Source organism: Sphingobium fuliginis (assembly GCF_015074805.1).
Taxonomy (GTDB): domain Bacteria; phylum Pseudomonadota; class Alphaproteobacteria; order Sphingomonadales; family Sphingomonadaceae; genus Sphingobium; species Sphingobium fuliginis.
The window spans coordinates 2,260,111-2,282,792 of sequence record NZ_CP060035.1; the positions used below are offsets into that span (position 1 = coordinate 2,260,111).

General features: G+C 63.4%; 23 protein-coding genes and 1 pseudogene. 19 read left to right on the plus strand and 5 right to left on the minus strand.

Going from position 1 to position 22,682, the window contains the following annotated elements; genetic code table 11:
• Nucleotides 1–39: 39 nt before the first annotated feature.
• Nucleotides 40–791: pseudogene (arsH, locus tag H5V43_RS10890) on the plus strand (arsenical resistance protein ArsH).
• A gap of 72 nt (nucleotides 792–863) precedes the next feature.
• Here arsH and H5V43_RS10895 read toward each other — a convergent pair.
• Nucleotides 864–1,523, minus strand: coding sequence for a transposase (locus H5V43_RS10895; protein ID WP_200887613.1), 660 nt, complete (start codon nucleotides 1,521–1,523; stop codon nucleotides 864–866).
• The gene (locus H5V43_RS23480) at nucleotides 1,495–1,746 is read right to left on the minus strand and encodes a hypothetical protein (RefSeq protein ID WP_200887614.1); all 252 of its coding nucleotides are present in this window, start codon (nucleotides 1,744–1,746) and stop codon (nucleotides 1,495–1,497) included. The genes H5V43_RS10895 and H5V43_RS23480 overlap by 29 nt, the downstream gene beginning before the upstream one ends.
• A 373-nt stretch (nucleotides 1,747–2,119) precedes the next feature.
• On the opposite strand from H5V43_RS23480, the gene H5V43_RS10900 reads away from it, so the two are divergent.
• The 5 genes from H5V43_RS10900 (at nucleotide 2,120) to H5V43_RS10920 (ending at nucleotide 5,025) form a co-directional block, all read left to right on the plus strand.
• The gene (locus H5V43_RS10900; RefSeq protein ID WP_025548302.1) at nucleotides 2,120–2,593 is read left to right on the plus strand and encodes an Hsp20 family protein; all 474 of its coding nucleotides are present in this window, start codon (nucleotides 2,120–2,122) and stop codon (nucleotides 2,591–2,593) included.
• Between the two features lie 74 nt (nucleotides 2,594–2,667).
• A complete protein-coding gene (locus tag H5V43_RS10905; RefSeq protein WP_025548303.1) occupies nucleotides 2,668–3,183 on the plus strand; it encodes an Hsp20/alpha crystallin family protein in 516 nt (171 codons plus the stop codon).
• Between the two features lie 192 nt (nucleotides 3,184–3,375).
• Entirely contained in the window at nucleotides 3,376–3,723 is a 348-nt protein-coding gene (locus H5V43_RS23905; protein ID WP_128830709.1) for an NADH dehydrogenase ubiquinone Fe-S protein 4, read from the plus strand.
• A 16-nt stretch (nucleotides 3,724–3,739) separates the two neighbouring features.
• The gene (locus tag H5V43_RS10915; RefSeq protein WP_128830710.1) at nucleotides 3,740–4,288 is read left to right on the plus strand and encodes a hypothetical protein; all 549 of its coding nucleotides are present in this window, start codon (nucleotides 3,740–3,742) and stop codon (nucleotides 4,286–4,288) included.
• A 104-nt stretch (nucleotides 4,289–4,392) separates the two neighbouring features.
• Entirely contained in the window at nucleotides 4,393–5,025 is a 633-nt protein-coding gene (locus H5V43_RS10920) for a MarC family protein (RefSeq protein ID WP_025548305.1), read from the plus strand.
• Between the two features lies 1 nt (nucleotide 5,026).
• Here the strand turns inward: H5V43_RS10920 and H5V43_RS10925 are convergent, their stop codons facing one another.
• Genes H5V43_RS10925 through H5V43_RS10935 form a run of 3 tightly spaced genes read right to left on the minus strand, consistent with a single transcriptional unit; the run spans nucleotide 5,027 to nucleotide 5,890 of the window.
• Complete coding sequence (locus H5V43_RS10925; RefSeq protein ID WP_244968613.1) at nucleotides 5,027–5,410, minus strand: hypothetical protein; 384 nt, start codon at nucleotides 5,408–5,410, stop codon at nucleotides 5,027–5,029.
• Nucleotides 5,388–5,657: an usg protein gene (locus tag H5V43_RS10930; RefSeq protein WP_025548307.1), complete on the minus strand. Its 270-nt coding sequence runs from the start codon at nucleotides 5,655–5,657 to the stop codon at nucleotides 5,388–5,390. The genes H5V43_RS10925 and H5V43_RS10930 overlap by 23 nt, the downstream gene beginning before the upstream one ends.
• Nucleotides 5,654–5,890, minus strand: coding sequence for a hypothetical protein (locus H5V43_RS10935; protein WP_025548308.1), 237 nt, complete (start codon nucleotides 5,888–5,890; stop codon nucleotides 5,654–5,656). Before H5V43_RS10935 ends, H5V43_RS10930 begins: the two co-directional genes overlap by 4 nt.
• A gap of 272 nt (nucleotides 5,891–6,162) precedes the next feature.
• Here H5V43_RS10935 and groES point away from each other — a divergent pair, with 272 nt between their 5' ends.
• The 13 genes from groES to H5V43_RS11000 all read left to right on the plus strand — a co-directional run bounded on the left by groES (nucleotide 6,163) and on the right by H5V43_RS11000 (nucleotide 22,642).
• Nucleotides 6,163–6,477, plus strand: coding sequence for a co-chaperone GroES (gene groES / locus H5V43_RS10940; protein WP_025548310.1), 315 nt, complete (start codon nucleotides 6,163–6,165; stop codon nucleotides 6,475–6,477).
• A 55-nt stretch (nucleotides 6,478–6,532) separates the two neighbouring features.
• A complete protein-coding gene (groL, locus tag H5V43_RS10945) occupies nucleotides 6,533–8,152 on the plus strand; it encodes a chaperonin GroEL (RefSeq protein ID WP_025548312.1) in 1,620 nt (539 codons plus the stop codon).
• A gap of 1,137 nt (nucleotides 8,153–9,289) precedes the next feature.
• Entirely contained in the window at nucleotides 9,290–10,147 is an 858-nt protein-coding gene (locus H5V43_RS10950) for a GNAT family N-acetyltransferase (protein ID WP_037481981.1), read from the plus strand.
• Nucleotides 10,144–11,607, plus strand: coding sequence for an NAD-dependent succinate-semialdehyde dehydrogenase (locus H5V43_RS10955; protein WP_025548317.1), 1,464 nt, complete (start codon nucleotides 10,144–10,146; stop codon nucleotides 11,605–11,607). Before H5V43_RS10950 ends, H5V43_RS10955 begins: the two co-directional genes overlap by 4 nt.
• A 22-nt stretch (nucleotides 11,608–11,629) precedes the next feature.
• Nucleotides 11,630–12,700 carry a tartrate dehydrogenase gene (locus H5V43_RS10960; protein WP_025548319.1) on the plus strand — a complete coding sequence of 357 codons (1,071 nt, stop codon included), beginning with the start codon at nucleotides 11,630–11,632 and terminating at the stop codon, nucleotides 12,698–12,700.
• Between the two features lie 153 nt (nucleotides 12,701–12,853).
• Nucleotides 12,854–14,242, plus strand: coding sequence for an aspartate aminotransferase family protein (locus tag H5V43_RS10965; RefSeq protein WP_037481982.1), 1,389 nt, complete (start codon nucleotides 12,854–12,856; stop codon nucleotides 14,240–14,242).
• 20 nt (nucleotides 14,243–14,262) lie between these two features.
• The gene (locus H5V43_RS10970; RefSeq protein ID WP_025548322.1) at nucleotides 14,263–14,757 is read left to right on the plus strand and encodes an Lrp/AsnC family transcriptional regulator; all 495 of its coding nucleotides are present in this window, start codon (nucleotides 14,263–14,265) and stop codon (nucleotides 14,755–14,757) included.
• A 15-nt stretch (nucleotides 14,758–14,772) separates the two neighbouring features.
• The gene (locus tag H5V43_RS10975) at nucleotides 14,773–15,927 is read left to right on the plus strand and encodes a M20 aminoacylase family protein (protein WP_025548323.1); all 1,155 of its coding nucleotides are present in this window, start codon (nucleotides 14,773–14,775) and stop codon (nucleotides 15,925–15,927) included.
• Between the two features lie 169 nt (nucleotides 15,928–16,096).
• A complete protein-coding gene (locus H5V43_RS10980; protein WP_193666652.1) occupies nucleotides 16,097–17,302 on the plus strand; it encodes an acetyltransferase domain-containing protein in 1,206 nt (401 codons plus the stop codon).
• 207 nt (nucleotides 17,303–17,509) lie between these two features.
• A complete protein-coding gene (locus H5V43_RS10985) occupies nucleotides 17,510–19,048 on the plus strand; it encodes an ABC transporter substrate-binding protein (RefSeq protein WP_025548327.1) in 1,539 nt (512 codons plus the stop codon).
• Nucleotides 19,033–20,025 carry an ABC transporter permease gene (locus H5V43_RS10990; protein ID WP_048577285.1) on the plus strand — a complete coding sequence of 331 codons (993 nt, stop codon included), beginning with the start codon at nucleotides 19,033–19,035 and terminating at the stop codon, nucleotides 20,023–20,025. The genes H5V43_RS10985 and H5V43_RS10990 overlap by 16 nt, the downstream gene beginning before the upstream one ends.
• The gene (locus H5V43_RS10995) at nucleotides 20,022–20,849 is read left to right on the plus strand and encodes an ABC transporter permease (RefSeq protein ID WP_025548329.1); all 828 of its coding nucleotides are present in this window, start codon (nucleotides 20,022–20,024) and stop codon (nucleotides 20,847–20,849) included. The genes H5V43_RS10990 and H5V43_RS10995 overlap by 4 nt, the downstream gene beginning before the upstream one ends.
• Nucleotides 20,849–22,642, plus strand: a complete 1,794-nt coding sequence (locus H5V43_RS11000) for an ABC transporter ATP-binding protein (RefSeq protein ID WP_193666653.1) — start codon at nucleotides 20,849–20,851, stop codon at nucleotides 22,640–22,642. Before H5V43_RS10995 ends, H5V43_RS11000 begins: the two co-directional genes overlap by 1 nt.
• Nucleotides 22,643–22,682 lie beyond the last annotated feature (40 nt).

Below are 22,682 nucleotides of genomic sequence, written 5' to 3' on the forward strand. Positions count from 1 at the left end.
TTGGATCTTCTTCGATACGATACTTACCAAGGAACCGTCATGACCCGCGTTCGCCTGCTTTACGATCCCGATCGCCTCCCGGCGCTTGACCCGGCCTATGTTATTTCCCGCCCGGCGCTGGGCCTTGGCGACGACCAGCCATCACCCCGCATCCTGCTACTCTAGGGTCGCTACGCGATCGATCCTTCTCGCGCTTCGCGGTCGAGGAAGCTGCCAGATTGCTTCAGCTATTCGGCGCTGAGACGCGCATATTCGACCCATCCGATCTACCGCTGCCCGATCAGGTCAAAGGCGACGATCATCCCGCTGTCCATGAACTGCGCGAGCTGTCGCTCTGGTCGGAAGGCCAGGTCTGGTGCAGCCCCGAGCGACACGGCGCGATCAGCGGCATCATGAAGGCGCAGATTGATCATCTGCCGCTCGAGATGAAGGGGATGCGGCCGACCCAGGGGCGCACATTGGCGGTCATGCAGGTGTCGGGCGGTTCGCAGTCGTTCAACGCGGTTAACACGCTGCGCCTTCTCGGACGGTGGATGCGGATGTTCACGATCCCCAACCAGTCGTCGGTCGCGATGGCCTATAAGGAGTTCGATGAGGCTGGCCGGATGAAGCCGTCGAGCTATTACGACCGCATCGTCGATGTGATGGAGGAACTGGTGCGGATGACCGTGCTGCTTCGACCGCATGCTGGCCAGCTTGTCGATCGCTATTCGGAGCGGAAATCTGCAAAACTGGTGGTGAACCCAGATACCGATCTGTCGTCGATCGCGGTCGCGCACCAGCGGCAGTAAGGGCTTCTGTAGGGGAAAGCCTTCCCTGCCGCCGAGCCGCAGAGTCTCGGCCGCCCCCTTCTGCGGGCGAGCTCAGCCCCCCAAGCTGTGCAGAAACTCGCCACGCCGGCGGTGCCGCGAGCCATGCCCTTCAGTCTCGAAGCGGCACGACTCCGTTCGGTTCGGCCGGACCAATGCTCCGGTTCCGACAGTGTTCACTACGCGGATCATGTTGAAGGCCAGCACCGACAGCGCCGCTTCCGCCTTCACTCTCCGCAATCCTCTGGTGAGGAACCTACCCCCACCAGACATTCGTTTGATGGTTCCGAACGGATGTTCGACCGTACATCGCCTGGTCCGCATCAGGCTGGGATCGGCATAGATCCGCGCGTCCATCCGATCGAACGCGCTCTGATCGAACAGTCGATGGACCGTGCGTTGGACGCCTGGCGTGCAGCGAGGCTTCAGGGCGCAGCTCTTGCACGCTGATGTCCGGTATCGGATCGCGCGGTTGCGAGTGTGCTTGCTGGACCGGCGTGAAGTTTGACCGGCTGGGCACCTGATCGTGTCGCTTTCGTCATCATAGACGAATTGAGTCGGCCGGAAGTGCTCCGTATTCATCGCGCCGCGCTTGATCGGTGCGGTCACGATGATCGCCTCGGACTCGCAGCGGGCAACCTCCTCGGCGTTGGAGTAACCGCCGTCGGTCAGAACGTGCAATTCGTCAGCGCCCAGGACATCTTTGGCCGCCAACGTTCGCGTCGTTGAACACGTCGTGATGGATGATGAGGCCACTCTTCACATCGACCACCCTTTGAAGGTTGTAAGACGGCAGCTTCGGCGCGCGTGCGTAGCCCGCCATGTTGCGATAGATGCCGGGCATGGGCCGGCGAAGGCCCTCGTCGTAGACGGCTGCGCCTGCCGCACGCTCCGATGACGGTGGCGGGTACGTGATAGGGTCAAATGGTCTGTTCATGCCTCACTCCATTGTTTCCAAATTGATGAGGCACTCGGCGGCTTCGGCATGAAGCCTGCGATCCTGCACCGAGCGCAATCGATGCGGTCCGACATCACGGGGGCTGAACAGCCACCGTCAGAGGGGCCCGGTCCGCACCGATTGTCTCGTTCTGGTCGTGAGGATTTCAAGAGCCGGAGGCCCCCCGCCGGACTGCCGAACGGCGGACCGCACAGAGGAGCGGGCCAGTCGAAAATTCCCTCTTGAAACCCTTTCCCCCCTTCCTAACTTTTCTCTTGCCGGACGCTGATAACCGGGTCCGGTTGGACATGGAGAGCGCCGGCTCTCTCCGGCGCGTCTCATGCCCAAATTGCTCAATCAGGAGGATTTGGAAATGAGAACCAGTTTTGACTTTGCGCCCTACAGGCGCTCCACGGTCGGCTTTGACCGCCTCTTCAACCTGCTCGAATCGGGCATGCGCGAAGACGATGGCTATCCGCCTTTCGATATCGAGCGGCAGGGCGAGGACAGTTACCGCATCACGCTCGCGGTCCCCGGCTTCCGTCCCGACGAGATCGAGATCGTGGCGCAGCAGAACCAGCTGACCATCACCGGCAAGCGCGCCGAAGACAAGGACCAGGGGCAGTATGTGCATCGCGGCATCGCGGCCCAGCCCTTCGAGCGGCGGTTCCAGCTGGCCGACTTCGTCGAGGTTCGCTCGGCCAGCTTCGACAATGGCATGCTGAGGATCGACCTGCAGCGCGTGCTCCCCGAAGCGATGAAGCCGCGCAAGATCGAGATCAGCGGGAACACGCCGACCCAGACTCGGATCGAGGCGACGAAGGAGAAGAGTCTCGAGTCGGCCTAATCCCGACTTCCTCCCGCCGCCCTCGCGGGCGGCGGGATTCACTCAACTCTCTAGCCAGAAAAGGAGATGACCTCATGGCTTTTCGTGATCTGATCCCCTGGAGCCGGCAGGAGAACCGGCTCCCCGCCACGGTCAGCGCCGAGCGCGACCGGAGCGACCACCCGTTGCTGTCGCTTCACCGCGAGGTGAACCGGCTGTTCGACGACGTCTTCCGCGGTTTCGGCGTGCCGTCACTCGGCGGGTTCGACGGCAGCCTGTCGTGGCCCAATGTCGAGCTCGGCGAGACCGAAAAGGACATCCGCGTCACGGCCGAACTCCCCGGCCTCGATGAGAAGGACCTCGACATCACCGTTGAGGAAGGCGTGCTGACGCTGCGCGGCGAGAAGAAATCCGAGGTCGAAGACAAGGACCGCGGCTACAGCGAGCGCAGCTATGGACGCTTCGAACGGCGGATCGGCCTTCCGCGTGGCGTCGAACAGGAAAAGGCGAGCGCGACCTTCAAAAATGGCGTGCTGACCGTCACCCTGCCAAAGTCGGAGGCGGCGAATGAGAATGTCCGCCGCATTCCGATCAATGCGAGGGCCGCATGACGGCGCGGCCCGGGGCTTTAGCCCCGGGCCGACCCTCCAGCCGCAGGACGTTCCGCCCGAGCCGGAGAGCCGTGCCGCCAACGACAATCATGGTTCTGGCCCAAGCCGCGCAAGCGCGCTACCGCCGGATGCCTCGGCGATCATCGAGCCGGTGCCGATCGCGGTCAACCAGTCCGGTCGCGTCCAAGGAGCATGTGGCGGCTGCGCTTCGCCGAGCGCTGGAGCTCGCGCGCCGATTCGCTGATGGGATGGGCAGGAGGAGGCGATCCGCTTGCGCAGATCGAACTCCGCTTTCCCGACCTAGAAGTGGCCGTGCGCTATTGTCGGCGCGAAGGCGTGTCCTTCGAGGTTCGTGGAGTGGCACGATCGGGCCGTTCCATGCAGCCCCGGCTCACCGATCAAGCCCCGCCGAAGTTGTGCTGCTGGCCCACAGGTCCGCACGCGCGATGCGGCAGCCGGTATGCGGCCGTGCTTGAGGGCACCCAAAGCCTGGGAACAACGGTTGGCGGCGGCGGAATAGCATTTTCACATTCACCATGATCAGAGGAGACGATTGATGCGAAAAATTCGTGCAGCCGTCCTGGCTGGGGTGGCGGCGGTCGCCGTCATGGGCACCGCGCTGGCGACGAGCCACGACCGTCATGTGATGAAGGTCGGCCTGCCGGACGGCACGGTAGCCCGCATAGAATATCAGGGTAATGTGGCGCCGAAGGTCACGTTCGCGCCAGCCTCCAGCCTGGCGCCGATCGCCTGGTTCGATCCGTTCGAGGCGGCTCCATTCGCCCTGTTCGATCGGATCGCGGCCGACTTGGACCGGCAAAGCGACCTGATGATGCGCCAGGTCCACGCATTGCCGCTCCCGGCGATCGCCGATGATGGGAAGATCGACTTGACGGCGCTGCGCAGCCTGCCTCCGGGCACCGTCAGCTACAGTTTTGTCTCGACGATCAATGGCGGAAGCACGTGCAGCCGAAGCGTACGGGCCACCTCGCTCGGCTCGGGCCGGCAACCCAGGGTCGTGTCGAACAGTTCAGGTGATTGCCGCGAAGCGCCGTCGGCAACGGTCGTCCATCCGGACCGGACCGACGCGCTGCGCCGAACATGACGCAATCTGCTGATGGTCAACGCGGGAGGTTGTTCAAAGTCGCCTGTATCATAGGGGAGCGCCGCTGGCGCCGCTCCCTTTACGAGTCTGCAGTTGCTTAGCTCATGCACGTAACAGCCGGTATCCTCTCGAGCTTCATCACCCTGCTCGTCACGATCGGTCCGATCGAAACGGCGGTGGTCTTCGCCGGCCTGACGGCTGGGATTCATCGCAGCGAGCGGATCAGCCTCGCCGCCCGATCGGTCATAATCGCCTCTGGCGTCTTGCTGCTTTTCGCAGTGGCGGGCGGCACGGTTCTCTCGCTCCTGCATATTTCGCTACCGGCATTCCGCGTGGCGGGCGGCGTGCTGCTGTTCCTCCAGGCAATGACGCTCACCTTCTCGAGCCCGGGACTCTCGTCGATCAGCGAGGGCGAGCGCCGGGAAGCCGAGGGGCCCGGCGACATCGCGGTCTTCCCGCTGGCGTTTCCGTTGATTGCGGGTCCGGGCAGCCTTTCGGCCGCCGTACTGGTCATGGGCCGCACCGAGGGCTGGATCGAGGGGAGCGGCGTGCTCGCGATGATCATCGCCTGCATGGGGCTGACCTGGCTGGCGATGCTCACCGCAGACCGTCTCGTCCTGCTGCTCGGCAGCACCGGTGCCGACGTGGTGGGCCGCCTCTCCGGCGTGCTTCTCGCCGGACTCGCCGTCCAGTTCATCTTCGATGGCCTCGCGGCCGCGCCCTTCCTTGTCGGCTGAATCACCCACTATGCGGCCTGATCGAGCACCCGAAGCACCCGGTCGAGCATGGCGGCATTGGAAGCTGCCTTGGCAGCTCACGGCGGGCGAAGCGCTGCAGCAGTGCCAAATCCCGCCGCGGCAACCGCAGCGTGATCAGACTTTGCCCCAGTGCATCCGGGGGAATATGCTCAGCCGCCTTGCCGGATCGCAGGAAGTGATCGAGGAGCCGCTTGCGATCGGCAAAGCTCCAGCCCAACGCTTCCAGCTCGTCCGGCGGTGCCGACAGCAGCGCGAGCGCGAACTCCATGATGTGGTCGAAGGCGAGGACGAGGCGCACCGTCCGTCCGCCCCGCTTGCGCCAGCGCTCGGCAAGACCGGCGTCATGGGAGCGGGATGATACCATCGACCGCGCGCCATTCCCTGGGTCCGATCAGTCGGCCGTGGGCGATCCGAACCGAATGGAGCGCTGCCTCGATCTCGCGCCGCCAATGGTCGAGGAAATCGAACAGCACGGGGAAATCAGGCGCGAGATCATATTCCTGCCAGACGAACAGCTGGAGAAGCGACGGCGCATCGGGCCGGTAATAATGGATCTCGGCGGTCGTGAGACCGTAGCCCTCCAGCTGTGCGATAAAGCCGCGATCGGTCATTGCAGCGAGCGGCCGTCCGTCCGCGCTTTATCGAGCGAGCGCATGGCGGCGAAGACCTCGTCGATCGGCACGGCGCGTCTGGCACCGGGCAGCTTGCGCAGCGCTGGCTGGTCCTTCACCGCGGAGCGGTCGAACGCCCAGGAGGCGAGGATGGCCCGCTTTACTTCGGGTTCGAGACTTGGATGGTGCGCAACGTCAAACGGGTGCAGAAATCGGGAAAATGGCTGCGACATGGCCGTGACTCCTTTCCTTGTGTCGCTCCTTTCTCATGCGCGCGGTGGTGACGCAGACGGGAGAAGATTTGGTGACACCTTGAGTCGCGTCAAGAGGGAAGATGTGGGCACATGGTGCTGAAAATGGCTGAATTGGCACTCCGGGGAAGCGAGTGCCAAAAAATTTCATTCCATCTCTTGATCGGAAAAATCTCTTTACCTAGTTCTTGCAAACCTGTCGTTCCGATGAACGGCAGGCTTGTCCCATTCTGTTTTGCATCTGGAGGTTATGCATGCATTTCCGCCCCTTGCACGACCGTGTGGTCGTCCGCCGCATCGAAGCCGAGGAGAAGACCTCGGGCGGCATCATCATTCCCGACACGGCCAAGGAAAAGCCGCAGGAAGGCGAAATCGTCGCCGTTGGGCCCGGCGCGCGTGACGACAGCGGTCAGTTCGTCGAGCTGTCCGTCAAGGCCGGCGACCGCATCCTGTTCGGCAAATGGTCGGGCACCGAGGTCAAGATCGGTGGCGAGGATTTGCTCATCATGAAGGAGAGCGACATTCTCGGCGTGATCGACACTGTCGTGCCTCTGAAGCAGGCGGCCTGAGCCAGCCTGTCATTCCTCTAATCACCAGGAAGGAATTGAAGAAAGGAGCTGGCAGATGGCTGCCAAGGAAGTGAAATTTGCGTCGGACGCGCGTGACCGCATGCTGCGCGGCGTGGATACGCTGGCGAACGCCGTGAAGGTGACGCTTGGTCCGAAAGGCCGCAATGTCGTTATCGAGAAGTCGTTCGGGGCGCCTCGCATCACCAAGGACGGCGTCACCGTCGCCAAGGAAATCGAACTCGCCGACAAGTTCGAGAATATGGGCGCGCAGATGCTGCGCGAGGTCGCCAATAAGCAGAACGACAAGGCCGGCGACGGCACGACCACGGCAACCGTGCTGGCCCAGGCAATCGTGCGCGAGGGCGCGAAGGCGGTTGCCGCCGGAATGAATCCGATGGATCTCAAGCGCGGCATCGACCTTGCGGTCGGCGCCGTCGTCGAGGATCTCAAGAGCCATGCCAAGAAGGTCGGCGCCAACAGCGAGATCGCACAGGTCGCGACCATCTCGGCCAACGGCGACGCGGAGGTCGGACGCATCCTTGCCGAAGCGATGGAAAAGGTCGGGAACGAGGGCGTGATCACGGTCGAGGAGGCGAAGAGCCTCGAGACCGAGCTGGAGACGGTCGAAGGCATGCAGTTCGACCGCGGCTATCTGTCGCCCTATTTCATCACCAATGCCGAGAAGCTCAAGGTCGAGCTGGACGATCCTTATATCCTCATCCACGAGAAGAAGCTTTCAAACCTGCAGGCGCTGGTGCCGCTGCTCGAGAAGGTCGTCCAGTCCGGCCGACCGCTGCTCATCATCGCCGAGGATGTCGAAGGCGAGGCGCTCGCTACGCTGGTCGTCAACAAGCTGCGCGGCGGGCTCAAGATCGCGGCGGTCAAGGCGCCGGGCTTCGGCGATCGCCGCAAGGCGATGCTCGAGGATATCGCGATCCTGACCGGCGGCAATGTCGTCTCCGAGGATCTTGGCATCAAGCTGGAGAATGTCACCGTCGACATGCTTGGCCGCGCCAAGAAGGTCACGATCGACAAGGACAATACGACGATCATCGATGGCGTGGGTCAAAAGACCGATATCGACGGCCGCGTTGCGCAGCTGCGCCAGCAGATCGAGACCACCACGTCCGACTATGACCGCGAGAAGCTGCAGGAGCGCGTGGCGAAGCTCGCCGGCGGCGTCGCGGTGATCCGGGTCGGGGGCGCAACCGAGGTCGAGGTCAAGGAGAAGAAGGACCGCGTCGACGACGCGCTCCATGCGACGCGCGCCGCTGTCGAGGAAGGCATCCTGCCGGGTGGCGGTATCGCGCTGCTCCGCGCGATCAAGGCGCTCGACGGTCTCAAGGCCGCCAATGACGACCAGCAGTCCGGCATCGACATCATCCGCCGGGCGCTCCGCGCGCCTGCGCGGCAGATCGCCGAAAATGCCGGCGAGGATGGGGCCTATATCGTCGGAAAGCTGCTCGAAAGCTCCGAGTACAACTGGGGCTTCAATGCCGCCACCGCCGAATATCAGGATCTCGTCCAGGCGGGCGTGATCGATCCGGCCAAGGTGGTGCGTACCGCCCTTCAGGATGCCGCCTCGGTCGCCTCGCTGCTCATCACGACGGAGGCGCTCGTTGCCGAGCTGCCGAAGGAGGAGAAGACCGCGCCAGCGCCGGCGATGGATTATTGATTATCGGGAGGCCTGGCTGCCCGGGCCTCCTAATTTTCGCCGAGTGTGAACGGCCTTGAATCAAAGGTCATGAGCATCGTCCACACCAATTTGGGGCTGTCAGGGCGGCTGATCCGGCTGTTGAGGGATGAACGGCCGAAAGCGGACCCAAACTGGTGAGGCGTAACGGATAGTTTTCGCACAGCCTGCCCCGCAACGCCCCCATGATGACGCTTTGGTTGAGGGCCTTCGACCCGCGAAATGGCGCTTAACGTCAGTCCCGCTGTTAAAGAACGATCGCTAATGGAGGCGAGTATCGACCACATCATATTCGTCCAAACAAGGCCCTGAACTGATTCGTGGACTCTTCTCGCTGACCCGGCGTCGCATGATGTTGCAGCGCCACAGTGGCGCCAATATCTTCTATCTTCTCGTGCGCTGCCAATATGTCTCGCGTTCGCGTAGTCTGAAGTTTTAGCGTTCGCCCGCCGACGACCAGAAGACGCGGCTGGTCAAGGCTTGGTCGAGGCGATAAAGATCCATCATCAGCGTCTCGAGCTCGCGGCGCGCGCTTGTGTCGAGGCGCGCTACTCAGCGGTGTACGACACCAGAAGCGATGATCCGCAGGCGATCAAGGCGGCAGTGACCATGTTGTGCGACGCGGTCGAGAAGATGTCGCGCGACTGGTTCGATGATCTCCGGCAGAAAGCCGACCTCTGGCTCACCGCCGCGGCGCGGGCTAGAGCGGGTCGAGAAAGGTCTCTCCTCACGGCATCCCATTCATGGCCGTCGTTCATGGGCTCTTCTCCAACCCTCCGGAATGGCCACCATTGTTCTTGCCCGAAGGCAGAAGGAGGGGGACCAGGGATGCTTCACCCTGCCTGTCGACACATTGATCGAAAGGCCCGTCGGTTCACAACATTGCAATTTCGCCCGATCGCAGCGTCGTGGGCAGAGGCGTTCCTGCTACCCCACGGTTCGGCCATTCATCTTCGATTCCGGGCAAGACGCGGCATTTTGTGCAGGCACGACGGGGAATTACGCGCGATAATCTTTCGAAAAAAAGGCGAAGGCAGCAGCCAATGCTAGCCAGGGTGACTACATGTCGGTTTCTGGACAAGCATCAGGCGGGTGTTTCATCCGCCAGGGAGCGACGGCATGGCGACAAGCGTAGGTACGATGGCGACGTTGCGACGGATGACGGTGGACGATCTGCCCGCCGCGCAGTCGCTTTCCAAGGCTCAGAGATGGCCACACCGCGTCGAGGATTGGGAGATTCTGCTGAGCCTTGGCTTCGGCTATGTCGCGGAAAGCGAGGACGGCATCGTAGGCACGGCCATGGCGTGGCTCTATGGCGCCGACGCCGCGACATTGGGGATGGTCACCGTCTCGCCGCAAGTGCGCGAATCCGGCATCGACCGGCAGTTGATGGACGCGGTGCTGAGCGACCTGGGCGAACGCACGATCTTGCTCAACGCCACGGCCGAGGGGAAGCCGCTTTACGCCGAAATGGGATTCGAAGCTGCCGGGCCGGTGTTCCAGCATCAGGGCGCCGCCTTTGCCGTCCCGATCGCCGAACTCATTCCAGCTGAACGGGTGCGTCCGCTGGGAGCCAAGGACATGCCCACTCTGCACGATCTTGCCCGCCGGGCCACCGGGATGAATCGCGACGCCCTGTTGAATGCGCTGGTGCCCGGTGCGCAGGGGGTGGTGCTTACCCGCGACAATGAACCGGTCGGCTTTTCACTGTTCCGCCGCTTCGGCCGGGGTCATGTCGTGGGCCCGACGATCGCGCCGGATAGCGGCGGAGCGAAGGCGCTTATCTCCCACTGGCTGGGGTCCAATGCCGGCATCTTCTGTCGCATCGACATACCGGCGGAAAGCGGCCTTGGCGACTGGCTCGAGGAACTCGGGCTGCCGCGGGTTGCGGAGGTGACGCGCATGGTGCGTGGTCGGCCGCCCAAGACCGACCCTTCGGCTCGGATTTTCACTCTCACGACGCAGGCCCTCGGATGACTATTTCACTCAACAATCCTGACCTTTTCGTCCAGCACGTCCATATCGACGGCGAATGGACGGGCGCGCGATCCGGCGCGACGATGGACGTCGATAATCCGGCGACCGGCGCGGTCATCGGCACGATCCCCGATTGCAGCGAAGCCGACACACAGGCCGCGATCGACGCGGCGGAGGCGGCCTGGCCGGCATGGCGCGCAAAGACGGCCGGCGAACGGGCGGCGCTGCTGGAGCGTTGGTACACGCTGATGATGGACAATGTCGCTGATCTCGGCCGCATCATGACCGCAGAGCAAGGCAAGCCCAAGGCGGAGGCAGAGGGCGAAATCCGTTATGCCGCAAGCTTCGTCAAATGGTTCGCCGAGGAAGGCCGGCGCATCGATGGCAGCATGATCCCCGCGCCCGAAGCCAATCGCCGCATCCTGGTGATGAAGGAACCGGTCGGCGTATCGGCGGCGATCACGCCCTGGAATTTTCCTTCCGCCATGATCACGCGCAAGTGCGCGCCAGCGCTGGCGGCCGGCTGCCCGGTCGTCGTGAAGCCATCCGAACTGACGCCGTTCAGCGCGCTGGCGCTGGTCAAGCTGGCCGAACAGGCGGGTTTCCCCAAAGGCGTCCTCAACATCGTCACAGGTCAGGCCGCCCCCATCGGAAGCGTGCTGACCGGCAGCGAGACCGTACGCAAATTGTCCTTCACCGGATCCACCCGGGTAGGCGCGCTGCTGATGCGACAGAGTGCCGACACCATCAAGCGCCTCAGTCTCGAGCTTGGCGGCAACGCGCCGCTGATCGTGTTCGACGACGCCGACCTGGACCTGGCGGTGGCCGCGACCATGGCGAGCAAGTTCCGCAACGCTGGCCAGACCTGCGTGTGCGCCAACCGTATCCTCGTGCAGGACGGCGTCTATGACGCCTTTGCGCAGAAGCTGGCGAAGGCGGTTTCAGCGCTCAAAGTCGCGCCGGGCGACCGGGACGGCAGCACCATCGGCCCGCTTATCAACCGGGCGGCCGTCGACAAGGTGCACGCGCATGTCGAGGATGCGCTTTCCCACGGAGCGAGCATCTTCGCCAAGGCGCCCGAAGGCGCGACGGGGGAACGCTTCGCTACCCCCGTGATCCTGACCGGCGCCACCCGCGACATGCGCCTCGCACGCGAGGAAACCTTTGGACCGGTCGCTCCTCTTTTCCGCTTTCATGACGAAGCGGAGGGGATCGCGCTAGCCAACGACACCAGCTTTGGCCTTGCCAGCTATTTCTACACGGAAAATCTCCACCGCGCCTTCCGCGTGGGCGAGCGGCTGGAAGCGGGCATGGTCGTTCTGAACACGGGCGGCATGGCGATGGAAATGGCGCCCTTTGGCGGGATCAAACAATCCGGCCTGGGCCGGGAGGGCGCCCACGCGGGGATCGAGGAATATCTTGAGACCAAGGCGTTCCACATCGGCGGTCTCAAACTGTAATCCGGACATCTAGGGGGATTTCGTGACGCGCACCTACTCCATTTCCGTCATTCCAGGCGACGGCATCGGCAAGGAAGTCATGCCCGAGGGCATCCGCGTGCTCGAACGCGCGGCAAGCCTCTATGGCTTTGCCATCGAGCAGAAATGGCAGGATTTCGCCTGCTGTGACTATTATGCCCGGCATGGCGTCATGATGCCGGAGGACTGGAAGGCGCAGATCGGCAATCCCGATGCGATCTTCTTCGGCGCGGTGGGCTGGCCCGACATCGTGCCTGATCATGTCTCGCTCTGGGGATCGCTGCTCCAGTTTCGGCGTGAATATGATCAGTATGTCAATCTGCGCCCGGTGCGGCTGATGCCCGGCGTGCCGTGCCCGCTTGCCGGGCGCGAGCCGGGCGATATCGATTTCTGGGTCGTGCGGGAAAATACCGAGGGCGAATATAGTTCGGTCGGCGGCAAGATGTTTTCCGGCACTGATCGGGAGGTGGTGATCCAGGAGACGGTCATGACCCGCCACGGCACCGACCGGGTGCTGCGCTACGCCTTCGAGCTGGCTGCGACGCGTGAGCGCAAGCATCTGACTTCCGCAACAAAGTCCAACGGCATCGCCATCACCATGCCCTGGTGGGATGAGCGGGTCGAGGAAATGGCGAAAAACTACCCGACCGTCACGCACGATAAATATCATATCGACATATTGACCGCGCAGTTCGTGCTGAACCCCGACCGGTTCGATGTGGTCGTGGCATCCAACCTGTTCGGCGACATCCTTTCCGATCTGGGCCCGGCCTGCACCGGCACCATCGGCGTGGCGCCGTCCGGCAACATCAATCCCGATCGCACCGCGCCATCCCTGTTCGAACCGGTCCATGGATCGGCGCCCGACATCGCCGGGAGGGGCATCGCCAATCCCGTCGGCCAGATATGGTCCGCCGCCATGATGCTCGAGCATCTGGGCGAGGTGGAGGCCGCTGGCGCGATCATGCGGGCTGTCGAGACGGTGCTTGCCGAGCCGGCGCTGCGCACGGGAGACCTCAAGGGCAAGGCCACGACCGAACAATGCGGCAGGGCGATCGCGGACGCGATCGGCTGAAGCGGCCGCCAAGCGCCATGTCCAGCCGGCGGCAGATTATGCCGCCGGCTCCCGCCTAAAGGGCGAGTACGGATCGCTGCCCGGCGCACATCGGCCTTTCGCTCCGCCGCATGCGGCTAGGCTTGGACCATGATCACAACAGCGAGCCCACTCATGACGCTCCATTCCAACCGGTCGTTGCTCGACATCGACCGCGACCATCTGATCCATCCCGTCACATCCTTCCGTGCGCATGAAGCGCGAGGCGCGACCATGCTGCAAAGCGGCAAGGGCATGTGGCTGACCGATATGGAGGGGCGCGAACTTCTGGACGCCTTCGCCGGCCTGTGGTGCGTCAATGTGGGCTATGGCCACGACAGCATCGTCGAGGTCGCGGCAGAGCAGATGCGTCGCCTGCCCTATGCCACCGGCTATTTCCATTTCGGCAACGAACCGGCTGCGCGGCTGGCGCAGCGACTTGTCGACCTCAGCCCCGAGGGGCTGGATCATGTCTATTTCACCCTGGGCGGATCGGATGCGGTCGATGCCGCGATCCGCTACATCACCCATTATTACAACGCGATCGGCAAGCCGGCGAAAAAGCAGTGCATCGCATTGGACAGAGGCTATCACGGTTCGACCAGCACGGGGGCAGGGCTGACCGCACTTGCGAATTTCCACCGCAATTTCGACCTGCCGCTGCGCTGGCAGCATCATATCCCCTCCCCCTATCCCTATCGCAGTGACCTGGAAGGCGATGATGATGGCATCATCGCGCGCTCCGTCCAGCAACTGAAGGACAAGGTGGCCGAACTGGGCGCGGACAATGTCGCGGCCTTCTTCTGCGAACCGATCCAGGGGTCTGGCGGCGTGATCGTGCCGCCGGTCGGCTGGCTAAAGGCGATCCGCGCCACCTGTGACGAACTCGGCATCTTGATGGTGGCGGACGAGGTCATCACGGCGTTCGGACGCACCGGCCCGATGTTCGCCTGCGAGGCGGAGGGCGTCGCGCCCGATCTGATCACGGTCGCGAAGGGGCTGACCTCCGGCTATGTGCCGATGGGCGCGGTACTGATGTCGGACAAGGTTTATCAGGGCATCGCCGACGGCGCGGCGGTTGACGCGGTGATCGGCCATGGGGCGACCTATTCGGGCCATCCGGTGAGCGCGGCCGTCGGGCTGGAGGTGCTGCGCCTCTACACCGAAGGCGGTATATTGGCGAACGGCCAGAGGGTCGGCGCGCGGTTTGAAGCGGGGCTGAGGGCTATCGCCGATCATCCGATGGTGGGCGATACGCGTGGCCGGGGCCTGCTCGGCGCGATCGAGCTGGTGGCGGACAAGGGCAGCAAGGAGCGGTTCGATCCTGCCCTGAAACTGCCCGATCGCCTTTTCGCCAAAGGCTATGAGAATGGCGTCATTTTCCGTGCCTTCGGCGACAATATCATCGGCCTTGCCCCGGCGCTATGCGCGTCGGACGAGGAGATGGACATGATCTTCGCGCGCATCCGCAAAACGCTGGACGACCTGCTGGAAGAGGCGGATATTCGCGCGGTTGTCGGGTAAGACATAAGGGGGCTAGGAACATGTTGGGCGGACCCAGACTGGACAGGATTGATCTCAAGATCCTCTCGCAGCTTCAGCAGTCGGGCCGCGTCACCAATGTCGAGCTGGCCGACGCGGTCGGCCTGTCCCCCAGCCCCTGCCTGACCCGCGTCAAGCGGCTGGAGAAGGCCGGATATATCACGGGTTATGGCGCGCATATCAATCTCCACAAGCTCGGTGAATTTCTGACCGTGTTTACCGAAGTCACACTGACGGAGCATCGTTCAGGCGACTTTTCCAGGTTCGAGGCAAGAATTCGCAAGCTCGACGAGATCGTCGAATGTCACCTTGTGAGCGGCGGCTACGACTATCTTCTGAAATTCGTGACGCGCGGCGTCGCCCATTATCAGTCGATCATCGAGAATATGCTTGAAAGCGACTATGGAATTGAGAAATATTTCAGCTACGTCGTCATCAAGTCTCCTTTCATCAAGCATCATTATCCCATTCAGCATCTGTTTGGCGAACAGCGATAGGGCGGAGCGCGATCCATGACCGACATTGCCGACCTCATCGAACCGCTCGTCGCCTTTCGCCGGGACATCCACGCCCATCCGGAACTGGCTTTCAGCGAGCATCGCACGGCGGGTCGGATCGCCGAGCAGCTGCGCCTTCTCGGACTGGAGGTGCACGAGGGAATTGGGCGAACGGGCGTCGTTGGCGTGCTGCGCAATGGCAGTTCGGCGCGTTGCATCGGGCTGCGGGCGGATATGGACGCGCTGCCGATCGACGAACAGACAAACCTTCCTTACGCCAGTCGTACGCCCGGGCATTTCCACGGTTGCGGACATGACGGGCATGTCGCCATGCTGCTGGGCGCGGCGCAGCATCTGGCCCGCAGCCGCACCTTCGACGGCACGGTCCATTTCTTCTTCCAGCCGGCCGAGGAAGGCCATGGCGGCGCGCGCGAAATGGTGCAGGAAGGGTTGTTCGACCGCTTTCCCTGCGATCGCGTCTTTGCCGTGCACAACTGGCCGGATCTTCCTGCCGGAACCATCGCCACCCGGCCCGGTCCGATCATGGGCGCTGCCGACAAGTTCGAGATCAGGCTGGAAGGACGTGGCGGCCACGCCGCCATTCCGCAGGACACGCCGGACGCGATCCTTGCTGCGGCTGCATTGGTGCAGCAATTGAACGGCATCGTGTCGCGCCGGGTCGCGCCGACGGCCTCCGCCGTCCTTTCGATCACGCAGATTCATGGTGGACATACGCATAATGTCATACCCGAGGCGGTGATCATATCCGGCACCGTTCGCACCTTCGACCCCCAGATACAGGATCGCATCGAAGCGTCGATACGCCAGATGGCCGCAGGCGTGGGGCTGGCCGGGGAAGTCACCGCGACGGTGACATATGACCGCTATTATCCGGCGACGATCAACGACGCCGAGGCCGCGCAGGAGGCGCTTGAAGCGGCTGCGACCGTCGGCGACGCACGGCTGGCCCCCGATCCCGCCTTCACGTCGGAGGATTTCGCTTTCATGCTGCAGGCCTGCAAGGGCGCTTATATCTGGCTGGGACAGGCGAAGCCGGAAGGATCCGCCCCGCTGCATAATCCGCATTATGACTTCAACGACGATGTACTGGAACTGGGCGTGAGGCTCCATGTCGCGCTGGTCGAGAGACACCTTGCGGCGGGAAAATGACGACTCTGGTCGGCAGGGAGCATGCCGAAGCACAAAGACGCTATAATCTTTCATCTGAAGCGACTGGTCCGGCAGGAAGCGCCGATGCCCGGCGAAACTCGATACACGTCGCTTCGTAACATGATCATGATCGGCATGGATCGATGCTGATCGGTGATGGGGACGGGACATGGCTAGCAACGCTTCGATGACACATGGCGCGGTCGGAATGAGCGCATCCAGGGCACCGGCCGCCGCAGCGGCGGGAAGGCTCCAGAATATCGATGCCCTGCGAGGTTTCGTGATGGTGCTGATGCTGCTCGACCATTTGCGCGAGACATGGTTTGTCTATGTCAACGTTACCGACCCGTTCGACGCACGCATGGGCTTGCCCGCAATGGGTATCGCGCGGTTCATCGTCAGCTTCTGCGCACCCATATTTGTCGCCCTGACGGGGCTTGGCGTCTATCTGTTCAGCATTCATCACACAACGCGGGAGACAACCGGCTTCCTTGTGAAGCGTGGCCTGTTGCTCATCGCGATCGAGCTTTTGTTCCTGTCGCCGCTCTACTGGGGAATCGTGCCGCAGCCCACATTCTGGCTCCAGGTCATCTGGTGTATCGGCATCTGCATGATCGCTCTGGCCGGATTGATGCGACTGCCGCGCCCGGTGCTGATCGGCCTTGGCATCGCCCTTGTCTGCTTCCACAATCTGCTCGATCCGATCCGGTTGGCACAGGGCGATAGTTTTTTCCCGCTCTGGGCATTGCTGCATCAGCGTGACACAATCCTGCTGCCATTGGGTTTCGTGGCGAAGACGACCTACCCGCTCCTGCCGTGGCTGGGCGTCATATCGTTGGGCTTCGGCATCGGGCCCTGGTTCCGGCTGGAGGTGGACCCGGCCACGCGCCAGCGTCGCCTGCTCTTGCTGGGCTTTGGCATGATCCTGACGTTCATCCTTCTGCGCCTGCTCAACATCTATGGTGACAAACCCTGGCATGCGATCGACGGGGACCCGGTGCGCACGCTGGTGAGCTTCATCTCGATGACCAAATATCCGCCGTCGCTGCTGTTCCTGCTGCCCACGCTGGGCGGCGGCGCGTTGTTGCTGGCGCTGTTCGAGCGGATCAAGGATTCGCCGGTCATCGCGGCGCTGGCCGTGTTCGGTGGCGCGCCCATGTTCTTCTATCTGCTGCATCTGTCCGTGCTGCGTATCCTCTACCACAGTGCGCTCGCGATCTGGGGTCCCAACCACGGCGCGAATTTCGGGTTCGACAATTATAATTGGGTGTTCGTTTGGTACGCCGCGATGATCCTGCCGCTCTACATTCCGACGGCCTGGTTCGCGCGACTGAAGCGTCGCCGCCGGGATATCGCCTGGCTCAAATATTTCTGACCGGCAGGCCGGCCGACCACCATCCGACAAGGACGAGTCGGCCGCCCGACCTGCCGCACAAACTGCCGGACGAGCGGCACAAGATGCCGGGCAATGCCGGACCGCCGCGACAAATCGGCAGAGACCGATGGCAAATGGCGATAGGCTTGGGACGGCAGCGCCCCATTCATGCCCTAGTGCATTCACATGAAGGAACAGGGACAATCCATGGCCAATGTCATTTCCACCGATCTGTCCCGGCGGATGCTGCTGGGGGGACTGGCTGCGGGGATGACGGTCGGCGGCGCGAGCGGAGTGACCGGTAGACCCAAGGCCGGCGGACGCATCCGCATCGCCAGCACCAATGCCTCCACCGCCGACACGCTCGACCCGGCCAAGGGCAGCACTGCTACCGACTATATTCGGCACTACATGCTCTACAGCGGCCTCACACAATTTGACGGGCAGCTGCGCGGTCAACCGGGACTGGCCGACCGGATCGTGAGCCAGGACAATATCGTGTGGAATATCCGCCTGCGTCGCGGCGTGCATTTCCACAACGGCAAGCCGCTGACGGCCGAGGACGTCATCTTTTCGCTGCTGCGCCACCGCGACCCGGCTGCGGGGTCCAAGGTGAAGACGGTCGCCGACCAGTTCGCCGGCGCGAGGCAGACCGGGCCGCTCGAGTTGCAATTGCGGCTGACCGGTCCCAATCCCGATCTGCCCGCGATCCTGGCCGTGTCGCATTTCCTGATCGTGGAAAATGGCCACCGCGATTTCAGCAAGGCGAACGGCACCGGGCCCTACACCCTGCATGAGTTCGCGCCGGGCATTCGCACCATCGTGCGCAAGAACCGCAATTACTGGAAGCCGGGCCGACCCTATCTCGACGAGATCGAACTGATCGCGATCCCCGACGAAATCTCGCGCGTCAACGCGTTGCTGTCGGGCGATGTGCAGATGGTCAATGCCATCGGTCCGGGTTCGGTCAAGCGCGTGCGCGCCACGTCCACCCATTCCATCATGGAAATCCCCTCGGGCCTGTTCACCAACCTGATCATGCGCCGCGACAATCCGGTAACCGCCAACCCGGATTTCGTATTGGCGATGAAATATCTCCAGGATCGCGAACTGATCAAGCGGGCGCTGTTCCGCGGCTTTGCCACGATCGCGAACGACCAGCCGATCTCGCCCGCCGATCCCAATTTCAATCCCCACATCCCACAGCGCCCGTTCGACCCGGATCGGGCGAAGTTCCTCCTCAAACGGTCCGGTCTATTGGGTGTGCGACTGCCGGTCTATGCCGCGCCGGTCGCCAATGCGTCCATCGACATGGGAACAGTGCTGCAGGAACACGCCGCGCAAATCGGCCTGAAGCTAGCCATCAATCGCGTGCCCAGCGACGGCTATTGGGCGACCCACTGGATGAGGCACCCGATGACGTTCGGCAACACCAACCAGCGGCCGACGACCGACATGATGTTCAGCCTGTTCTTCCAGTCCAAGGCACCGACAAACGAAACCGGATGGAACAATGCGCGCTTCGACCGGCTGTTGCTCGAAGCGCGCAGCACGACCGACGCCGCGCTGCGCAAGGAGATTTACGGCGATATGCAGTGGATCATCCATGAGCATGGCGGGCTGGCCATTCCTACCTTCATCAGCCTTCTCGACGGGTATGACAGGCGTCTCAAGGGCATGTTCCCGATCCCTCTAGGCGCCTTCATGGGCTATAACTTCGCCGAACATGCATGGTGGGACGCATGAGCGGCGCGCCTGCCATGTCCCGCTGGCGGGGGCCACTGAGGCTCATCGTCAAGCGCATCGGGCTCGCCTTCCTCACTCTGTTTCTGGTATCCCTGGTCATCTTCACGATCAGCGGGCTGCTGCCCGGCGACGCCGCGCAGGAAGTGCTGGGGCAGAGCGCCACGCCCGAACAGGTGGCGGCGCTGCGCCATGAAATGGGCCTCGATCAGCCCGGCCCGGTCCGTTATGCGCGCTGGCTCCAGGGCATTCTCGTCGGCGATCCGGGCCAGTCCCTTGTCGCCAACAAGCCGGTCGCCGATATCATCGCGGAACGCTTGCCCAACACGCTGACGCTCGCAGCGCTCGCCGCCCTCGTCTCGGTTCCTCTGGCCTTCCTGATCGGGATCGCGTCAGCGGTCGCCCGAGGACGCAAGCTTGACCGCGCGCTCAATATCCTCACCTTGTCCATGGTCGCGCTGCCCGAATTCCTGGTGGCGACGATCGCGGTGCTGGTTTTCGCCGTCAAACTGCTCTGGCTGCCGTCGATCGCTCTCATTCCGAAGGACCCGACACTGGCCGAATTCGTCCGCGCCTATGCCATGCCGGTCATGGTTCTGACGGTTGGCGTGGTTGCGCAGCTGGCACGGATGGTCCGCGCCGCCATCATCGCCGAACTGGATCGCCCTTATGTCGAAATGGCTCAGCTCAAGGGCGTCGGGCGCAGCCGGCTGATCTTTCGCCATGTCCTGCCCAATGCGGTCGGTCCCATCGTCAATGCCATGGCGCTCAGCCTGTCCTATCTTTTCGGAGGTGCGATCATCGTGGAAACGATCTTCAGCTATCCCGGGCTCGCCAGCCTGATGGTGAACGCGGTCACTTCGCGCGACATGCCCCTGCTTCAGGCCTGCGCGATGATCTTCTGCGCCGCCTATCTTCTGCTCGTGCTGATCGCGGACACCGTCGCGATCCTGGCCAATCCGAGGTTGCGGCAGGGATGAAGCGAAGATCGCTCCTTCGCCGCGCTGGTGCCTTGCCCCTTTCGGGCAAGATCGGGCTTGCGCTTGTCGGCTTCTGGATCCTCGCGGCGATCCTTGGCCCCCTTGTCGCTCCCTACCCGCCCGGTGCGTTCGTCAGCGAAGAGGTCTTCGCCGGTTCGACCAGCCAATTCTGGTTCGGCAGCGATTTCCTGGGCCGCGACGTGCTGAGCCGTCTGCTGGTGGGGGCGCGCCTTACCATGGGGCTGTCCGCGATCGCGGTCGCCATCGCGGTCGCGCTCGGGACCGGGCTGGCCTTGACAGCGGCGGTCGGTCCGCGCTGGCTCGACGAGCTCCTGTCACGCGCAATGGATACCTTGATATCGATTCCCAGCAAGATATTCGCGCTGGTGCTGGTCGCGGCCTTCGGATCGTCGGTGCTGCTGTTGACGCTGATCGTCGCGATTACCTATGTTCCGGGTAATTTCCGGATCGCGCGCTCGCTCGCGGTCGGGCTGGCCCGGCTCGATTATGTGGAGGTCGCGCGCGCGCGCGGCGAAGGGCGGATTCATATCGCACTGGTCGAAATGTTGCCGAACATGATCCGGCCGTTGTGCGCCGATATCGGATTGCGGTTCGTCTTCATCGTGCTGCTGCTGTCTGGCCTGAGCTTCCTGGGCCTCGGCCTGCAACCGCCCGAGGCCGACCTGGGGGCGCTCGTGCGCGAAAATGTTTCTGGTCTGGCCGAGGGCGCGCTTGCGATCATGGCGCCGGCGGTGGCGATCGCCAGCCTGACGGTGGGCGTCAACCTGCTGATCGATGCAGCCACGCAGGGGAATGTGAAGTGATGGCGGACGCCCATGTCGAGGTGCGCGATCTCTGCGTCACCGTGCGCGGTCCCGATGGCGCGCCGCTGCGGATCGTCGATGACATCTCCTTCGATGTCGCCCGTGGACAAATGCTGGCGCTGATCGGCGAGTCGGGTTCAGGCAAGACCACGATCGCCCTGTCGCTGATGGGCCATGGTCGAGGCGGCGCAGCCATCAGCGGCGACATTCGGGTGGGCGACACGACCCTTGACGGTGTGGGTGCCCGATCGCTTGCCGCGCAGCGAGGCCATCGCATCACCTATGTCGCCCAGAGTGCCGCGGCGGCGTTCAACCCGTCGCGGCGGGTGATCGATCAGGTGATCGAACCCGCGTTGATCCACCGCACCGCCTCGCCAGCGACGGCGCGGCAGCGAGCGGTCGAACTTTTCCGCGCGCTCGCACTGCCCAATCCCGAGACGATCGGCAGCCGCTATCCGCACGAACTGTCGGGCGGGCAGCTTCAGCGGCTGATGGCGGCGATGGCGCTGATCACCAGGCCGGACCTGGTGATCTTCGACGAACCCACGACCGCGCTGGACGTGACGACGCAGGTGGAGGTGCTTCAGGCCTTCCGCCGAGTCGTGCGCGAACAGGGAGCGACCGGGGTATATGTGTCGCACGACCTGGCCGTGGTCGCGCAGATGGCGGACCATATTCTGGTGCTCAATCGCGGCCGGGTGCGCGAGCAGAATGACGTCCGCACCATATTGGAAGCACCCACCGACGATTATACCAAGACGCTGATGGCGGCGGCGCATCCGGTCGTCGCGGTGGCCGCTCCGGCTGCCCGCGCGCCAGAGCCGCTATTGGCGATCCACGGCATCTTCGCCGGCTACGGTCCGGTGGACAAGGCAGGCCGCCCCGCCAATCCGGTCTTGAGCGACGTCAGCCTGACGATTGGCCGGGGCGCGGCGGTCGGCGTGATCGGCGAGTCCGGATCGGGCAAGTCGACCGTCGCGCGCGTCGTCGCCGGTCTGCTCGCGCCGACCGCCGGTCAGGTGACGCTCGATGGAGAGGCGCTTGCGCAGACGGTGTCGGGGCGGACACGCGAACAGCTGCGCCGCGTGCAGATCGTGTTCCAGAATGCCGATGTCGCGCTCAACCCGGCGCATAATGTGGGCGACATATTGGGGCGGGTGCTGCGCTTCTATCATGGGGTGAGTGGCGCGGAAGCGGGCCGGCGGGTCGCGCAATTGCTCGACCTGATCCGCTTGCCGGCAGGCGTTGCCGATCGACGGTGCGGCGAATTGTCGGGCGGGCAGAAGCAGCGCGTCAATCTGGCGCGCGCGCTGGCAGCCGAACCCGACGTCATTCTGTGCGACGAAGTGACATCGGCGCTCGACACGGTGGTTCGAGGCGCGATCCTCGACCTGCTGGCGGACCTGCGGCGCGAGCTTGGCCTCGCCTATCTGTTCATCAGCCATGACATCGCCACGGTCAAAGCCCTGTGCGACGATATCGTGGTCCTGTACAAGGGTACGCGGGTGGAAAGCGGCCGATGCGAAAGCTATTCCACAGCGCCCTTCCACCCCTATACCGATCTGCTGATCTCCTCGGTTCCGGAAATGCGGACCGACTGGCTGGCTGACGAAAGCTTCCGGAACAACGCCCCTTTTGCCGGGATGAACGAGCAGCCCGCGCTTTGCCGGTTCCTGCCGCGCTGCCCGGTCGCGATAAGCGGACGTTGCGACACGATCGCACCGCCCTTGCAGTCGATGGCCGCCGGCAACATCATTCTGTGCCACCGGACGGAAGAGGAATTGGCGCGGTAGCAGAGGGCGCGGCGGCCGCTGCATCACGTGCTTCTGAAGC

Coding starts and splice junctions, on each gene's coding strand:
- H5V43_RS10985 (WP_025548327.1), top strand. CDS start 17,510: ATGGCCAATGTCATTTCCACCGATCTGTCCCGGCGGATGCTGCTGGGG.
- H5V43_RS10905 (WP_025548303.1), top strand. CDS start 2,668: ATGGCTTTTCGTGATCTGATCCCCTGGAGCCGGCAGGAGAACCGGCTC.
- H5V43_RS10990 (WP_048577285.1), top strand. CDS start 19,033: ATGGTGGGACGCATGAGCGGCGCGCCTGCCATGTCCCGCTGGCGGGGG.
- H5V43_RS10995 (WP_025548329.1), top strand. CDS start 20,022: ATGAAGCGAAGATCGCTCCTTCGCCGCGCTGGTGCCTTGCCCCTTTCG.
- groES (WP_025548310.1), top strand. CDS start 6,163: ATGCATTTCCGCCCCTTGCACGACCGTGTGGTCGTCCGCCGCATCGAA.
- H5V43_RS10965 (WP_037481982.1), top strand. CDS start 12,854: ATGACGCTCCATTCCAACCGGTCGTTGCTCGACATCGACCGCGACCAT.
- H5V43_RS10915 (WP_128830710.1), top strand. CDS start 3,740: ATGCGAAAAATTCGTGCAGCCGTCCTGGCTGGGGTGGCGGCGGTCGCC.
- H5V43_RS10980 (WP_193666652.1), top strand. CDS start 16,097: ATGGCTAGCAACGCTTCGATGACACATGGCGCGGTCGGAATGAGCGCA.
- H5V43_RS10935 (WP_025548308.1), bottom strand. CDS start 5,890: ATGTCGCAGCCATTTTCCCGATTTCTGCACCCGTTTGACGTTGCGCAC.
- H5V43_RS10950 (WP_037481981.1), top strand. CDS start 9,290: ATGGCGACAAGCGTAGGTACGATGGCGACGTTGCGACGGATGACGGTG.
- H5V43_RS23480 (WP_200887614.1), bottom strand. CDS start 1,746: ATGAACAGACCATTTGACCCTATCACGTACCCGCCACCGTCATCGGAG.
- H5V43_RS23905 (WP_128830709.1), top strand. CDS start 3,376: ATGTGGCGGCTGCGCTTCGCCGAGCGCTGGAGCTCGCGCGCCGATTCG.
- H5V43_RS10920 (WP_025548305.1), top strand. CDS start 4,393: ATGCACGTAACAGCCGGTATCCTCTCGAGCTTCATCACCCTGCTCGTC.
- H5V43_RS10955 (WP_025548317.1), top strand. CDS start 10,144: ATGACTATTTCACTCAACAATCCTGACCTTTTCGTCCAGCACGTCCAT.
- groL (WP_025548312.1), top strand. CDS start 6,533: ATGGCTGCCAAGGAAGTGAAATTTGCGTCGGACGCGCGTGACCGCATG.
- H5V43_RS10975 (WP_025548323.1), top strand. CDS start 14,773: ATGACCGACATTGCCGACCTCATCGAACCGCTCGTCGCCTTTCGCCGG.
- H5V43_RS11000 (WP_193666653.1), top strand. CDS start 20,849: ATGGCGGACGCCCATGTCGAGGTGCGCGATCTCTGCGTCACCGTGCGC.
- H5V43_RS10925 (WP_244968613.1), bottom strand. CDS start 5,410: ATGGTATCATCCCGCTCCCATGACGCCGGTCTTGCCGAGCGCTGGCGC.
- H5V43_RS10970 (WP_025548322.1), top strand. CDS start 14,263: ATGTTGGGCGGACCCAGACTGGACAGGATTGATCTCAAGATCCTCTCG.
- H5V43_RS10930 (WP_025548307.1), bottom strand. CDS start 5,657: ATGACCGATCGCGGCTTTATCGCACAGCTGGAGGGCTACGGTCTCACG.
- H5V43_RS10900 (WP_025548302.1), top strand. CDS start 2,120: ATGAGAACCAGTTTTGACTTTGCGCCCTACAGGCGCTCCACGGTCGGC.